The following is a 13,566-nucleotide window of genomic DNA, read 5'->3' on the forward strand; positions in this document are numbered from 1 at the left end:
GACCCTGCACACCTACACGATCCTCGCCGAAGCGATGAAGAAGCTCGGCGCCACGGCGGACCTGCGGCACGAGGACGTGTGCTTCGTCCCCTCCGTCAGCGCGGTCGCCATCCGCGACATCGACACGCAGGACGACCTGTACGCCAACATCAACGACCTGTCCTGGGAGAACAGCGAGTTCGACGACTTCCGCTGCTCGTCCACGACCACCGCGCACACGGCCATCACCGAGGAACTGGGCACCTGGCTCATCGACCAGCTACCCGGCTGACACCCGGCACGCGCTGACCCTCCCCCCGGCCGCCGCGCCATCGCGGGGCCGCCCCGAGCCGCCGCGCCGGGCTGCCGCGCCGATCCGCCTGCCTGTCGGCCCGCCTCCGCCGTCCGGTCGTCATCCCGCTGCCGAGCCGTCGCCGCAGGGGCGGTCGGCGGAAGTGCCGGACCTCCTTAGCGTGCTCGTGGATGACTTCCCAGGGGGCGCGGTGGCAGACCAGGTCGACCGGTGCCGAGGGTGGCCGTGCTGGCCAGGACGAGGTTGTGCTCAGCCAGTCCGCCGCGCTCCTTGGCCGAAGGGGCCGACTCGGTGCTGGCTGACGGTGCGATGCCCGCACGTCCTCGTTGTCGCTGGCCGTCTGCCCTGCCGCCGTCGTCGTCCCCGCTCCGGAGCCGAAGTTCGCCGACGCCGACGACGACCAGGAGCTGGTCCTCGAGAAGCTCACCCGCGAGCAGGTCCTGGACTGGCGCAACCGCGCCGACGCCGACCACCAGCTGGTGTTCGACCACATCGACCGGTACGGCGAGCTGTCGGCGCAGCGCCTGTTCACCCGGGCGTTCGTCGCCCAGGTCCAGCGCCTGTCCGGCCTCGGGCACCTGGGCCTCGGCTACACCACCTGGGGGCAGGCATGAGCGGCGGCGAGACGTCCGGCGTCGACCTGGCCCGGGTCGCGCTGCGGGCCGCGAAGGAGGCGGCCCGCAAGAACGGCAGCGGCCAGAAGCGGAGCGGCCGGAGCCGAGTCTGCTGCGGGCGGTGGTGCTGCGACCGGAGGCAAGGGAGGTGCTGGGGCGCTGGCGGGAGGACTGGGCGGAGCCGACCGTGGACCTGCTGTGGTCCCCCCTCACTGCCCGGTACGACGTGGTGGAGTGCGAAGTCCCTGACGAGCACCCCGTCCTCTCAAAGGGAGGTTTGCCCGGCACCACCTGCGCACCCCGGCCGAGATGCTGATGGAAGGAGCCCTACGACTGGTGCCAGCCGCTGACCGATGAGGAGTGCATGAACCGGTTCCTGGTCGCCGTCGACATCAACATGTCCTTCGCCGCGGCCGCGAACGGACTCACCGTCGGGCTGAACGGGCCCACCCACCTGACCGGCAACGATGCCCGGCGTCGGCGTCAGGACCGCCGCCGTCCTGCTGGTCACCGTCGGCGACGGCACCAGCTTCCCCACCGCCCCCCCTCGCCTCCTACGCCGGGCTCGCCCCCACCACGAAACAGTCCGGGACCTCGGTCCACGGCGACACGCACCCCGAGGCGGAAACCGGCGGCTCAAACGCGCCATGTTCCTCTCCGCCTTCGCCTGCATGAACGCCGACCCGGCCTCCCGCACCTACTACGACAAGCAACGCGCCCGCGGCAAGACCCACACTCAGGCCCTTCTCCGCCTCGCCGCCAACGCATCAGCGTCCTGTTCGCCATGCTCCGCGACGGCACTTTCTACGAACCCCGGCTCCCCCAGGCGACGGCTGCATGACCCCGCCCACAGACAGACCAACGCAAATCAATACCTTGTGTCGTCTACCCATGCCGAGATGTCAGCGGCACCTCGACGGACAGCTTCTTCCGGGTCCCGGGCGAGCTTCCCGCAGGCCGCTGCGACGTCCAGCGCACCGCCCGGTCCCACGAACACGTCATGCACCCCGGTCTGCAACCAGTCGGCCTGGTTGTCGTCAGCCTCGGCAACCGCGAGAGCGATGAGCCGTATGGCGGCCACCGTCCCCACCCGGGCCAGGGCCTCGGCCGTCTGCCGGGTCACCGCCGTGTCCTCAACATCCAGCAGTAGCCCCACCAGCGTTTCCGCAGCCTCAGGAGCATCAGCGAAGGAAGCAAGGTCACGCCCGACACGAACACGTTGCGTCCACGAAGGAGACAACGCCTCAGCCAAGGCCGCCTCCAACCCACTCATCATCTCTGACACGACCAGACAGTCTCATGCCCGACGAAGAGGATCGAACCCGGAACGGTTCAGAGCGCGTCCTGGCCGACCTTGAGCGGGCGCGGCACGTCCCCCTCGCCCAGCAAGGCGGTGTACGTCTCCTTCGCGACGCCAACCAGTCCGTTCCACGTCCGCGCGTCCACGAAGCCCCCATATTTCGGCTGTTCGTGATCTCAAGCGACCCTGCCACGTGGAGTGATGCGGTGTCAGGGCGATGATCGGCCAGCCGCCCCTTCAAGCGGTGGATGCTGGGCTGACGAAAGGGAAACGCAGCCAGACAGCGCTATGTGGCGTGAATCACAGTAGGTGTCGGGGGAAAGAGTGCCGAATCAGCTCTCTCCCGCCGCAGGTAGGTGAACAGACTTACCCAAGCGACAAAGGAGGCCCGAGATGCCTGCGGCTTCAACGCTAGCCTCGCGCTTTCACGAGGTGGGCGTCCGAGACTTGATCAAATAAGCGGAGAGTGCTCCTGACCTGCAACGATGGGACTTGTCGAGGGTCCTGTTGGCTGCACGGAAAGAAGCACTCTCCAGGTGAGGAAGCGTATCGGCTCGTACCCGTGTGTCCGTACCGAGGGCGGCGGCCGGGCGGTGGTCTCGCAGGCCGGGAGCGTGCTGCTGGTGGAGACCGTCCGCAAGGCCGACCTGGATACCGCGGTATCAGCGGCGCTGACGCCGTGGCGGAAGGCTCGGGCGGTGCACGATCCGGGCAAAATCCTGCTGGACGTGGCCCTGGCGGTCGCGTCGGGCGGGGACTGCCTCGCGGATGTGGGCATGCGGCGGGCCGAACCGGCCGTGTTCGGGTCGGTCGCCTCCGACCCGACGGTCTCCCGCCTGATCGACACCCTCGCCGCCTCCGGCCAAAAGGCCCTGCAGGCGATCCGCTCCGCGCGGGCCCAGCTCGCGAGCGGGTCTGGAAGTCGGCCGGCCGGGCGGCGCCCGACGCGGACGGGACGGTGACCGTCGACCTCGACGGGGTGCTGGTGATCGCTCACTCCGACAAGGAAGACGCCGCACCCACCTGGAAGCGGACCTACGGCCATCACCCGCTCATGGCCTTCGTCGACCACGGACCGGGCGCACCGGGGAACCAGTCGCGGCCCTGCTCAGGCCGGGCAACGCGGGATCGAACACCGCCGCCGACCACATCACCACCACCCGATTGGCCCTGACCTAGCCGCCGAAGAAATACCGGCGCGGGCGACGGACCCTGATCCGCACCGACTCCGTGGGCGGCACCCACGACTTCGTGGCATGGCTGGCCCGGCGGGGGCGGTGGCTGTCCTACTCGGTCGGCATGGTGATCACCGACGCGATCCACCAGCACGTGCTGAAGGTCCCCACCTCGGCCTGGACACCGGCCGTCGAGGCGGACGGCGAGATCCGGGACGGGGCCTGGGTCGCCGAGCTCACCGGCGACGTCCTGGACGGCTGGCCCAAGGGCATGCGGCTCATCGTCCGCAAGGAACACCCGCACCCCGGCACCCAGTTGCGGCTCACGGACGCGGACGGCATGCGCCTGACCTGCTTCGCCACCAACACCGCCGACCGGCACCGATCACCGAACTCGAGCTCCGTCACCGGCTGCGGGCAAGGGCCGAAGACCGCATCCGGGCCGCCCGCGCCACCGGCCTGCGCAACCTGCCCCTGAACCGCACCGCCCAGAACCGGATCTGGCTGGAGATCGTGCAGATCGCTCTCGACCTGCTGGCCTGGATGCCGATGCTCGCACTGACCGGCACAGCCCGTCTCTGGGAACCCCGCCGCCTTCGGCTCCGCCTGTTCACTGCGGCCGGACAGCTCGTCACCACCGGCCGCCGACGCATCCTCCGCCTGGCCCGGCACTGGCCCTGGACCAGCCACATCACCGCCGCTCTCGAACGCCTCACACTCCTACCGAACCCCGGCTGACCAGCGGATTCACCCGTTCCTGCGAGATGAACCCTCCAACCGGGCCGTGGAACCCGGCGTCCACCCGAGACGACACTCGGGCCCTCAGCCTGCCCACTCTCAGCCCATGGCACGAAAACGGGCCACCGACTCCGTCGGCCGCCCGTCACGCACGATCGAGGCTAGGGTCGTACCGATACGTTCGCCGATGCAGCGGTCGATCCTTACCCGCGGGTCGACCAGCCCTCTTTGGCTATGCGCTTGCGCCAGTAGGTTTCCGCATCCTCTCCGCTCTTCATGGCGATGAACTCGTCCGTTCGTTCCGCGAGTGCGACAGCGGAGGGAGTTCCATCGACATAGGACTCCAGCGCGAGGTTGAGGGCGGCGCCACTGACAAATTCGGCGTACTCACGAACGGATTGCACGACGGCAAAGCTCGTGGGGTTGCCGTGCACCAGCGCGTTCCGGACTCGCCGTCGGCGCGCATCGAGCACTGAACCCTCGGCCGTGTACTCCTCGACGAGCGTGCAGTAGACGGCATGACTGCTGATGCTCGCGAACATGCGAGCGATCCAAGCACGCTCGTGTTCGACACGGCACACCGAAAGGAAGTCATCGGCGCGCTCCGCAAGGAACAGCAGCCACGGCTGCTTCGGGTGCTTCGACAACCACTCCCGCGTCAGCTCGGTGAGCAGCTCACTCCGGCCAAGCAGGCACATGCCAGCCGCGCGCTGAAGGTAGGTCAGCCAACGGGCGTGCGCCCAGCGTTCACCGAGGATAGAAAAAAGACTATTCGGATTTATGGTTGCATGCGCGGCCACGTGCCGCACGACACGGTCCGAAAGCGGGATGACGCTGCTGACATCTGCTTCTGACGGCTTACGCAATGCCATATCGCAGCTGAACGGATGGTCGGCAGTCATCTGGACCTCGATCGCAGCGGCCAGGAACCGGGGGAGCTTCTGACGGGCCAGCGCCTCCGCGATGCGCTGGCCATGCTGCCCGATCGCCTCGGTGGTAATGCTCGCGCCGTAGGTGTCGTTGGGAAAGCCCGTCTCATTCCAAACAGCGCGGTGACCGCCACCCGCGGGCTGGCCGGAGCGGAGCACCTCGTACTGAGCGAGATTAGGACGGATCCCTCCTGCCCGATGAATAGAGACGCTCAAGATTACGTCAACGATGGCGATTGCGCGCTCGACTGCACCGGCCGCCGTCGTGGTGCCAAGATCCACGCGCACGATAGTGTCGACGTCGGACTCCTCGTCGACAAGCTCCGCAACGCGGAAGGTGTAACCGTGCTGCACCAGCTTCCAGAGTTCAGCCTTATGCGCGAACTCGGTGCGGCCGGGCCTAGCGCACGGGACGGCCCAGTGCGCGTCGTAAAAACAGACTCGGCCAGCCTCGAAGTGCTGGTGGATCCGCCCTTTGTAACCCAGCCAAACAACGGTCGGTTCCTTTCTCGCCGGGGTCCCGACATACTCACGCGCATTAGTTAGGCGCTCATCGAACGGCGTGTCCTTCTCGCCGATCGGTACGTCGTCCGGGTCGCGCCCGAAGGCGAGGATCGAAACGAGATTGCGGAAGATCCCTTCCGCGTGATGCCCGCGCCCTTCTAGCTGTACGAACAGGAGCTCCGCGATTGGCCGGTATTCTCTCTCCGCGAGAGTTCGATTCTGCGCCGTCGCGACCAGGTCGTCCCAGCTGGCGCGCACGGCGGCGTCAGTTTTCAGCGCCGCAAGCAGGTCCGTCGCGCAGCTCGACACTTCAGTCCATACCGCGTCGGTGCGCGTGCCGGGTAGCTGCTCAAGGATCGCACGCGGGCTTGAGATGAGTTGGGAGAAGGCGGACTCGAACGCCGCCAATGGAGCACCGATCTGCGTGCGCAGCGAAGAGCCCATCGCCTCAATACACTCTTCAAGGTCGAGCCGCAACGAATCGCGGTTCGGACGTGGCTTCCAGGCGTCGACTCCGCTTGCCAGCTGCACCCACTCCGCGACCTCATTTACGATGACCGTGAGCGGGAGGACAGTGCTCATGCCGTGGCGGCGGTCGAGGGACGAAACCAGAGCCTTGAGCCAGTCGGGATCGTTGGGCGACCAGTGATCGCTGACGTTGTAGTCGATCATCATTGCTGGTTCAGCACTCCCTCCTCGGACTTCCCCAAGTATGGGCCAACGTCACGAACGCGAGCACGCCAACCCTGTTCGTTGCTCGGCTGTTGCACAGCAGCGTCTGGGACGCGGACGCTCTCGTTGACCCAGCCGGTGTTCGCCGCCAGGTCGTAGATGCCGTACGGGATCGCCTTGCCCAGCTTGGGGTCGGCGAAGTCGTGGATGTGCACCGGTACCGGCTCACCGGGAGGCCGCCATTGTCGGCCGCTGTTCTTGAACTCTCCGACGAGCTCTTTTTCTTCTTCTTCTTGGTGTCCACGCTGATCACCGGCTGGCCGGCGTCCCGATGCTCGCGCGCCTGCTCGTTGAGATAGCGGAACTGGGCATCGCGGTCCGGGTGCTGGCTGCCCTCCAGGGTCTTGGCGTTGGCCTGCAGGCTGAAGCCCTCCTCTCGCAGCAGAGCGGCGACGGTATCGGCGCTGACGCGGTGCCCGGCCCGGGCCAGCTCCCGCGCGAGGGTGCGGGTCGACTTCACCGTCCACCGCAGCGGCGACATCGGCCCCCGTTATCTTTTTCGTGGTCCTGCAAGAGGGCCGCTGGCCTCCGGGCCCGGCATGACTGTTGCCCCCTGTCGAAAAGATGACCTGGGGGGTGGTGTCACCGGGCCCGAGGGGTGCCGTCACAGACGCTGATCAGAGGTCCGACCACCGCCCGGCCGGGCGCAATGCCCGGCCGCTCGCGGGCGGCAGGTCTGCATAACGTGGATGCGCGAGAACGGCCCCCGACCGCCGAGGCCGGCACGCATCGAGACAGGTGGGGGCACGAAGGTCGACATCGACGGGGTGGGCGTCTTCCTGGGCCTGGACGTCGGCAAGCAGACGCATCACGGCCACGGACTGACCCCGGCCGGGAAGACGGTCTTCGACAAGCCGCTGCCGAACACCGAACCGAAACTGCGGGCCGTCTTCGACAAGCTCACGGCCAAGTTCGGCACCGTCCTGGTGATCGTGGACCAGCCCGCCTCCATCGGCGCCCTCCCACTGACCGTCGCCCGGGACACCGGCTGCCAGGTCGCCTACCTGCCCGGACTCGCGATGCGCAGGATCGCCGACCTCTACCCCGGCGAGGCCAAAACCGACGCGAAAGACGCCACCGTCATCGCGGACGCCGCCCGCACCATGCCCCACACCCTGCGCGCCCTCGACCTCGCCGACAAGGTCACCGCGGAGCTGACCATGCTGGTCGGCTTCGACCAGGACCTCGCCGCCGAGGCCAACCGCACCAGCAACCGCATCCGGGGGCTGCTCACCCAGTTCCACCCCAGCCTCGAACGCATCCTTGGCCCCCGCCTGGACCACCCGGCCGTCACCTGGCTCCTCGAGCGCTACGGATCCCCGCAAGCACTCCGCGAAGCGGGCCACCGCAGGCTCGTCGAGGTCGTCCGCCCGAGGGCACCGCGCATGGCCGAGCGGCTAGCCGACGACATCTTCACCGCACTCGACGAGCAGACCGTCACCGTCCCGGGCACCGGCACCCTCGACGTGATCGTCCCATCGCTGGCGAAGTCGCTGGCCGCCGTCCACGAACAACGCCGGGCCCTGGAAACCCGGACCGAGGCCCTGCTGGAGGCCCACCCTCTTTCGAAGGTCCTGACCTCGATGCCCGGCATCGGCGTCAGGACCGCCGCAGCCCTCCTGGCCACCGTCGGCGACGGCAGCAGCTTTCCCACCGCCGCCCACCTGGCCTCCTACGCCGGCCTCGCCCCGGCAACCCGCCAGTCCGGCACGTCGATCCACGGTGAACACGCCCCCCCGAGGCGGCAACCGGCAGCTCAAACGAGCGATGTTCCTCTCCGCGTTCGCAGCCCTCCACCACCCCGCCTCCCGGACCTACTACGACCGCTGCCGAGCCCGCGGCAAAACCCACACCCAGGCCCTCCTCCGCCTCGCCCGCCACCGCATCAGCGTCCTGTTCGCCATGCTCCGCGACGGAACCTTCTACGAGCCGAGAAGCCCCCGCACAGCTTGACGAAAGACATAGAGGCACCCCCCCGCTCATCCGGCTCGACCAGGGCCAGCAGCGCGGGCCGCAGCCCCGGGTCGAGGTCCGTGACCCGCTTGCGTCCTCCGTCCGGCCGCCGTACCCGCCCCAACGGAGCCTCGCCGGCCTCTAGCTCGAACACACCCTTGCGCACCGTCGTCTCGCTCACTCCGGCCGCCCGCGCGACGGCCCGGATACCGCCATGGCCCAGCAGCCGGGCCTGCGCTCCCATCAGCAAGCGGCGCTGCCGCTCGTCCAGATGCGGGGACAACACCTCAAATCTCACCGCGAGTTAGGCACGAGCCTCGTCCTGGATGCGCATACCACACCAACGAGCTCCAGAGCGGGAAGCAACACGTTGATGATCTGCAAGCCCTAACGAGTTGGTGCGTGATAGCGGGTGAGGCGTCTTTACGAGTTGGTGTGTGATAGCGGGTGAGGCGTCATGCCAGGCAGGTGGCATGATCCGGGTGTGGCGATCACGATCAATCGGGCGGTGCTGGCACATCGGCTGTTTACGGGGATCACTCGACAGCATCTCGCCTGTCTCGTCGAGGAGTTGGCCGCGCCGTGGCAGGCCGGACTTGAGGGTCGACGCCATGCTGCACGAGGAGGAGCCCGGAAGCGGGCTGCGGGTGCCGGTGCCCGCCACCAGCTGGTGTTCGTCGACCGACTGGTGGCCACGCTGATCCATCTGCGGCACGATCTGCCGCATTCGGTGCTCGGCCTGTTGTTCGGCGTCGACCGCTCCACCATCACCCGCGCGATCACAGAGATACGTACGCTCCTGGCCGAGCGGGGATGCGCGGTCCCCGACCGCCCCGGCCTGCGTCTTCGGACGCTGACGGACGTGTTCGCCTACGCCCAGGCCGAAGGTGTCGAGCTGCGGCTGGACGCCACCGAGATCCAGGTCCGCAGGCCCCCGGCCAACCGCGGCGGTCGCCGTGCGTTCGTGTCGGGCAAGAAGAAGCAGAACACGATGAAGGCCACCGTGATCGCCGACTGGCGTGGCCGCACGTTATGGACCGATGCCCTGCGACCTGGACGTATGCACGATGCCACGGCCGCCCGCAACGAGGGCATCGCCGTCTGCTTCCAGCACTTTCCCGACGTCGAAGTCCTCTTGGACGACGGCTATCTGGGCCTGAGCCGCGACCACCGCGGGCAAGCGATCACACCGCCCAGAAAGCCGCGTCCGGGAGCACTGCCCGGCAGAGTCCAGCAATGGGAAAGCGACCGCTACTGGCACTCGTCCGACCGCATCACCGTCGAACACGCCCTTGCCGGTCACAAGCGATGGAAGCAACTGATGCGCTGGGCACACCGCCGCGACCGCCTGCCTGACACCTACCGCGCCATCGCCGGCCTCGTCTCCGACCGCACCATCAACATCTGAAAATAGGCCACGACCAGGCTAAAGACGCCTCACCCGCTATCACGCACCAACTCGTTATGCGACGTCTGGCGTGCCCGCCCCTCGTGGTCGACAGGTCACGCCTTCGATCGCCCGCCTGGCAGGTGCATGACTCGGTCCCAATGCGCTCCTGGCGGCGCTGTCTACGCCCTCACCAACAACTCACGATCATGACGGTCTCGGGGCTTCAGGCACGCCCCCGGGCGCTGATCAGTTGCCATGAAGTCTTCACTGAGGTTCTCTAGGAGTATGCCGAGGCGTTTGCTAGCCGTTGAACACACCAAGATCAGGGCGCTGCGCGAGCAGGCTGGGCTTACTCCGCAGGAGCTTGCTGATCTCGTGGGGGTGACGTATCGCGTGGTCGTGTACTGGGAGGAGGGCAGGTACGTGCCTGAAGCCAGGAACGTGCGACGGCTCGCCGATGCTCTGGGCTGTGCCACCACCGACCTCACGGGTACGCCCAGCGGGTCCGAGACGCTGGTTGACCTCCGGTACGCCGCTGGTCTCACCGCGGAGGAGGTCGCCACCCGTCTTCGCGCGACTGCCGCAGGCCGCGATCTGTTCGTGGACGCGCACAAAGTCCGCTGTTTGGAGCGGGGCCGCCGGGTCTCCGGCTGGAACTGGAGGAAGTCGGGGCACACAGGCCGACTGGTGCAGCAGCTTGCCGCCGTGTACGAGGTGCCGGTCCGGATAGTGATGGACGCCTGGATGCGTACGCGGCCGACTGATGAGCCTCCGCGTCTGCCCGAGCGGGAGCGGCACGGTCCGCCGCCGTCAGCGGTCGAGGGTTGGGAGGGGCTGAATGAACGGCAGCGGGTTTATCTGGGGGAAATCCTGCGCGATGACAAGATGACTGAAACTGAGATGTGGATGCGCCGGCAGAACCAGGTCAGGGTTCCGTCGGCCAAGCAGTGGCGGAAGTTGCCGTTCGCTATCGACGCGCCCATGGAAGTAGTCGGCCACACTCGCCTTCAACAGCGACTGCGGAGCGCTGGCGTCCATGATCAAGGGGCCGGGGCCACCCTACACTCCCTGGAGCGGCTGGGACTGATCAAAGTGACCAAGGACCGCGTAGAGGTTCCGGGGGTCGGTGAGGTAGACCGGACCCTCGTGGAGATTACGCGCCGCGGTCGCGCCTGGGCCCGCGCTGGGCTGGGAGAGCCCGCCCAGTCGGCACCTCCCGCGCATCTGCTGTCTGAATGGTTGTGGGGCGTTCTGCTCCGTGTTGCCGCAGCCGGCCCGGAGGGTCTCCACGAGAGCGAGCTTGCGGGTAAGTCCCTGTTCTACTTGGCTGTGGGTTATCGGCCGAAACGCCAGGAGCATCCCAGCAGAGGCTTCATCGAACTGCGTCCCCGGATGGCGCCGGGTGATACGCACGTCCTCGAGTATCGGTGGCACACCACCGGTCTCGGGCAGCAGCACATTGCCTCCTACCTGCACGTCTATGCGAAGATGTACCCAGCTGCGGCATCTCCGGCGCAATGATCATTTATTGATCCGAAACGCTTGTGATTCTGGGTCGTTGAGCTGGGTGTGAGCGATCTGGTGGGGGACGCGCGGCATCTGTCGCCGTCGGCGCAGGAGGCCTTGCGTCTGCGGGCGGTGGCCGCGTTGGTGGCGGGGCGGGGCCGTGAGGACGTGGCGGCAGTGTTCGGGAGGTCGCTGAAGGCGGTCGACATCTGGTGGACGAAGTGGCAGGCCGGCGGTCGGGAAGCGCTGGTCATGCAGCCGCGCGGCAAGCCCGTCGGGGTGCATCAGGTGCTCGGGGATGCCGAGCAGGGTGCGGTGCGGCAGGCGGTCCTCGATCACCGGCCCTGTGACGTGGGGCTGAGCGGGCAGCTGTGGACGCGGCGGCTGATCGGTGACCTGATCGCGAAGCTGTACCGGGTGAAGCTGACCGGCCTGGGGTGGGCAAGTACCTGAAGCGGTGGGGGCTGTCGTTCCATCGGCCGGACAAGCGGGCCGTCGAGCAGGACCCGGAGGCCGTCCGGCGCTGGCACGAGAAGACCTGGCCGGCGATCCGGGCGAAGGCGAAGAAGGACGGCGGCGAGGTCCTGTTCGCCGACCAGGTCGGTATCCGCTCCGACCAGGTCACCGGCCGCACCTGGGGTGAGAAGGGCAGGACGCCCGTGGTGCGGCGGAGCGGGAACCGGTTCTCGGTGAACGCGATGTCGGCGATCAGCACCAAGGGCCGGATGCACTTCATGGTCTTCGCCGAGAGCTTCACCGCCGAGGTGATGTGCCGCTTCCTGGACCGGCTCGCCGGTCACTTCGACCACAAGGTCCTGGGCCTGGTCCGCTTTGACGGACATTCGAGATCAGGGGTTCAGCCCCGGGAGGATGTCCATCATGGAGAGCATGGGGAAGAAGAAACCTCGCCCTCGTCGTTCGTTCACGCCGGAGTTCAAGGCGGAGATCGTCGAGCTGTGCCGGCGCGGTGACCGTTCGGTTGGTCAGATCGCCAAGGACTTCGATCTGACCGAGACCGCGGTGCGCGACTGGGTGAAGCAGGCCGAGGTCGATGCGGGCGAGCGGGACGGCCTGACCAGCAGCGAACGCGATGAACTAGCGGCACTGCGGCGAGAGAACCGCCGTCTGCGTGAGGACGTCGACATCCTCAAGCGGGCCACGGCTTTCTTCGCGAAGGAGACCCGGTGACGGTGCACCCGTTCATCGAGGCGGAGAAGCATGCAGGTCACAGCGTCAAACGAGCGTGTGAGTTGTTGAAGGTCTCCCGGACCGCCTTCTATGCCCGCCGTGCTGCCAAGCCTGGTCCCCGCGCGGTCCGTGACGCCGAGCTGGCGGAACAGATCGCCGACGTCCACACGAGATCGCGGGGAACCTATGGCGCCCCGCGCGTCCATGCCGTGCTCAAGCGGGCAGGCTCCGGATGCGGCCGCCGACGTGTCGCGCGGCTGATGCGGGCTGCCGGCCTGCAAGGCCGACACCGCAGACGACGGCACCTGACGACGATCCCCGATCCACGGGCTGCCCTGCGGCCCGATCTCGTCGTCCGGGACTTCCAACCCGACCCCGCCGGCCTGGATACCCGCTGGTGCGGCGACATCACCTACATCGCGACAGAGGAGGGCTGGCTCTATCTGGCCACCGTCATCGACATCGCCTCCCGTCGCGTGGTCGGCTGGGCCACGGCCGACCACCTGCGGACCGATCTGGTCGCCGACGCCCTCACGGCCGCCTGCCGCAAGCGCCGTCCCACCCGGCCGGTGATCTTCCACTCGGATCGCGGCTGTCAGTACACCAGCCAGCAATTCGCCGCGCTGGCAGACTAGTGTGGGGTACGTCTGTCGGTCGGCCGCACCGGACAGTGCTGGGACAACGCGCTCGCCGAGTCGTTTTTCGCCACCATCAAGAGGGAGTTGCTCGACACGAGTTCCTGGCCCAGCAGGGCCGACGCCCGAACCGCCATCTTCGATTTCATCGAGGACTGGTACAACTTGCACCGTCTGCACAGCAGCCTCGGCTACCGCAGTCCCGCCGAATACGAGACCGCACTCGCAGCCTGACCACCACACCAATGGTGTCCGTCAAAGCGGAACAAGCTCACCATCTTGTGGTCGACGGGTACCCCGCCCACCGCTCCAAGAAGGTCCGCGACTGGCTCACCGTCCACACCGACGACGTCGAGCTGCACTTCCTGCCCCCGTACTCGCCTGAACTCAACCCCGACGAGCTGGTCAACGCCGACCTCAAGCACAGCCTGCCCAAGCAGCACCGAGCCCGCGATCAAGCCGAACTCGCCGCCGAGACCCGCCGCTTCTTCCGCCGACGCCAGCGCCAGCCACACATCATCCGCGGCTACTTCGGCGGCCCACACGCCCGCTACGTCCTGGACGAGAACCCCATGAGTTTCTGATCAATAGGGCGTTCCGAGGCCGTTCC

General features: G+C 67.6%; 11 protein-coding genes and 6 pseudogenes. 13 read left to right on the forward strand and 4 right to left on the reverse strand.

Annotated elements, in window-relative coordinates; all coding sequences use genetic code 11:
- From V1J52_RS24560 to V1J52_RS24570, 3 genes and pseudogenes are all read left to right on the forward strand, one after another.
- Positions 1 to 271, forward strand: a pseudogene (locus V1J52_RS24560) (hypothetical protein); the annotation flags it as partial.
- 347 nt (positions 272 to 618) lie between these two features.
- Positions 619 to 906 carry a hypothetical protein gene (locus V1J52_RS24565; RefSeq protein WP_330142158.1) on the forward strand — a complete coding sequence of 96 codons (288 nt, stop codon included), beginning with the start codon at positions 619 to 621 and terminating at the stop codon, positions 904 to 906.
- A gap of 464 nt (positions 907 to 1,370) precedes the next feature.
- Positions 1,371 to 1,747: pseudogene (locus V1J52_RS24570) on the forward strand (transposase); the annotation flags it as partial.
- 27 nt (positions 1,748 to 1,774) lie between these two features.
- Here the strand turns inward: V1J52_RS24570 and V1J52_RS24575 are convergent.
- Positions 1,775 to 2,182 (reverse strand): hypothetical protein, encoded by a 408-nt coding sequence (locus V1J52_RS24575; RefSeq protein ID WP_330142201.1) that lies wholly within the window; start codon positions 2,180 to 2,182, stop codon positions 1,775 to 1,777.
- Positions 2,183 to 2,742: 560 nt separating this feature from the next.
- Here V1J52_RS24575 and V1J52_RS24580 point away from each other — a divergent pair.
- Positions 2,743 to 4,119, forward strand: a pseudogene (locus V1J52_RS24580) (IS1380 family transposase).
- A gap of 203 nt (positions 4,120 to 4,322) precedes the next feature.
- Here the strand turns inward: V1J52_RS24580 and V1J52_RS24585 are convergent.
- A complete protein-coding gene (locus tag V1J52_RS24585) occupies positions 4,323 to 6,227 on the reverse strand; it encodes a hypothetical protein (protein WP_330142159.1) in 1,905 nt (634 codons plus the stop codon).
- Positions 6,228 to 6,283: 56 nt separating this feature from the next.
- A pseudogene (locus V1J52_RS24590) lies at positions 6,284 to 6,768 on the reverse strand (ISAzo13-like element transposase-related protein); the annotation flags it as partial.
- A gap of 244 nt (positions 6,769 to 7,012) precedes the next feature.
- Here V1J52_RS24590 and V1J52_RS24595 point away from each other — a divergent pair.
- Positions 7,013 to 8,237 (forward strand): annotated as a pseudogene (locus tag V1J52_RS24595) (IS110 family RNA-guided transposase).
- Between the two features lie 19 nt (positions 8,238 to 8,256).
- Here V1J52_RS24595 and V1J52_RS24600 read toward each other — a convergent pair.
- Positions 8,257 to 8,481, reverse strand: a pseudogene (locus V1J52_RS24600) (ISAzo13 family transposase); the annotation flags it as partial.
- Between the two features lie 240 nt (positions 8,482 to 8,721).
- On the opposite strand from V1J52_RS24600, the gene V1J52_RS24605 reads away from it, so the two are divergent.
- The 8 genes from V1J52_RS24605 to V1J52_RS24635 all read left to right on the forward strand — a co-directional run bounded on the left by V1J52_RS24605 (position 8,722) and on the right by V1J52_RS24635 (position 13,540).
- On the forward strand, positions 8,722 to 9,645 hold the full coding sequence (locus V1J52_RS24605) for a transposase family protein (protein WP_330142160.1): 924 nt from the start codon (positions 8,722 to 8,724) through the stop codon (positions 9,643 to 9,645).
- 237 nt (positions 9,646 to 9,882) lie between these two features.
- Positions 9,883 to 11,148: a helix-turn-helix transcriptional regulator gene (locus V1J52_RS24610; protein ID WP_330142161.1), complete on the forward strand. Its 1,266-nt coding sequence runs from the start codon at positions 9,883 to 9,885 to the stop codon at positions 11,146 to 11,148.
- Positions 11,149 to 11,196: 48 nt separating this feature from the next.
- Complete coding sequence (locus V1J52_RS26210) at positions 11,197 to 11,586, forward strand: helix-turn-helix domain-containing protein (protein WP_443075916.1); 390 nt, start codon at positions 11,197 to 11,199, stop codon at positions 11,584 to 11,586.
- Positions 11,571 to 12,104 (forward strand): transposase, encoded by a 534-nt coding sequence (locus V1J52_RS26215; protein ID WP_443075917.1) that lies wholly within the window; start codon positions 11,571 to 11,573, stop codon positions 12,102 to 12,104. Before V1J52_RS26210 ends, V1J52_RS26215 begins: the two co-directional genes overlap by 16 nt.
- A complete protein-coding gene (locus tag V1J52_RS24620) occupies positions 12,022 to 12,321 on the forward strand; it encodes a transposase (protein WP_443075918.1) in 300 nt (99 codons plus the stop codon). Before V1J52_RS26215 ends, V1J52_RS24620 begins: the two co-directional genes overlap by 83 nt.
- Positions 12,318 to 12,956 carry an IS3 family transposase gene (locus tag V1J52_RS24625; RefSeq protein ID WP_330142162.1) on the forward strand — a complete coding sequence of 213 codons (639 nt, stop codon included), beginning with the start codon at positions 12,318 to 12,320 and terminating at the stop codon, positions 12,954 to 12,956. The genes V1J52_RS24620 and V1J52_RS24625 overlap by 4 nt, the downstream gene beginning before the upstream one ends.
- Before the next feature lie 12 nt (positions 12,957 to 12,968).
- Positions 12,969 to 13,190, forward strand: a complete 222-nt coding sequence (locus V1J52_RS24630) for an integrase core domain-containing protein (RefSeq protein WP_330142202.1) — start codon at positions 12,969 to 12,971, stop codon at positions 13,188 to 13,190.
- A gap of 47 nt (positions 13,191 to 13,237) precedes the next feature.
- Complete coding sequence (locus V1J52_RS24635; RefSeq protein ID WP_443075919.1) at positions 13,238 to 13,540, forward strand: transposase; 303 nt, start codon at positions 13,238 to 13,240, stop codon at positions 13,538 to 13,540.
- The last annotated feature ends 26 nt before the right edge of the window (positions 13,541 to 13,566 follow it).

The organism is Streptomyces solitudinis (assembly GCF_036323765.1).
Taxonomy (GTDB): domain Bacteria; phylum Actinomycetota; class Actinomycetes; order Streptomycetales; family Streptomycetaceae; genus Streptomyces.

Excerpts from the sequence above, each read along its gene's own strand:
- V1J52_RS24575 (WP_330142201.1), bottom strand. The coding sequence starts at position 2,182 with ATGATGAGTGGGTTGGAGGCGGCCTTGGCTGAGGCGTTGTCTCCTTCG.
- V1J52_RS24585 (WP_330142159.1), bottom strand. The coding sequence starts at position 6,227 with ATGATGATCGACTACAACGTCAGCGATCACTGGTCGCCCAACGATCCC.
- V1J52_RS24610 (WP_330142161.1), top strand. The coding sequence starts at position 9,883 with ATGAAGTCTTCACTGAGGTTCTCTAGGAGTATGCCGAGGCGTTTGCTA.
- V1J52_RS24620 (WP_443075918.1), top strand. The coding sequence starts at position 12,022 with ATGGGGAAGAAGAAACCTCGCCCTCGTCGTTCGTTCACGCCGGAGTTC.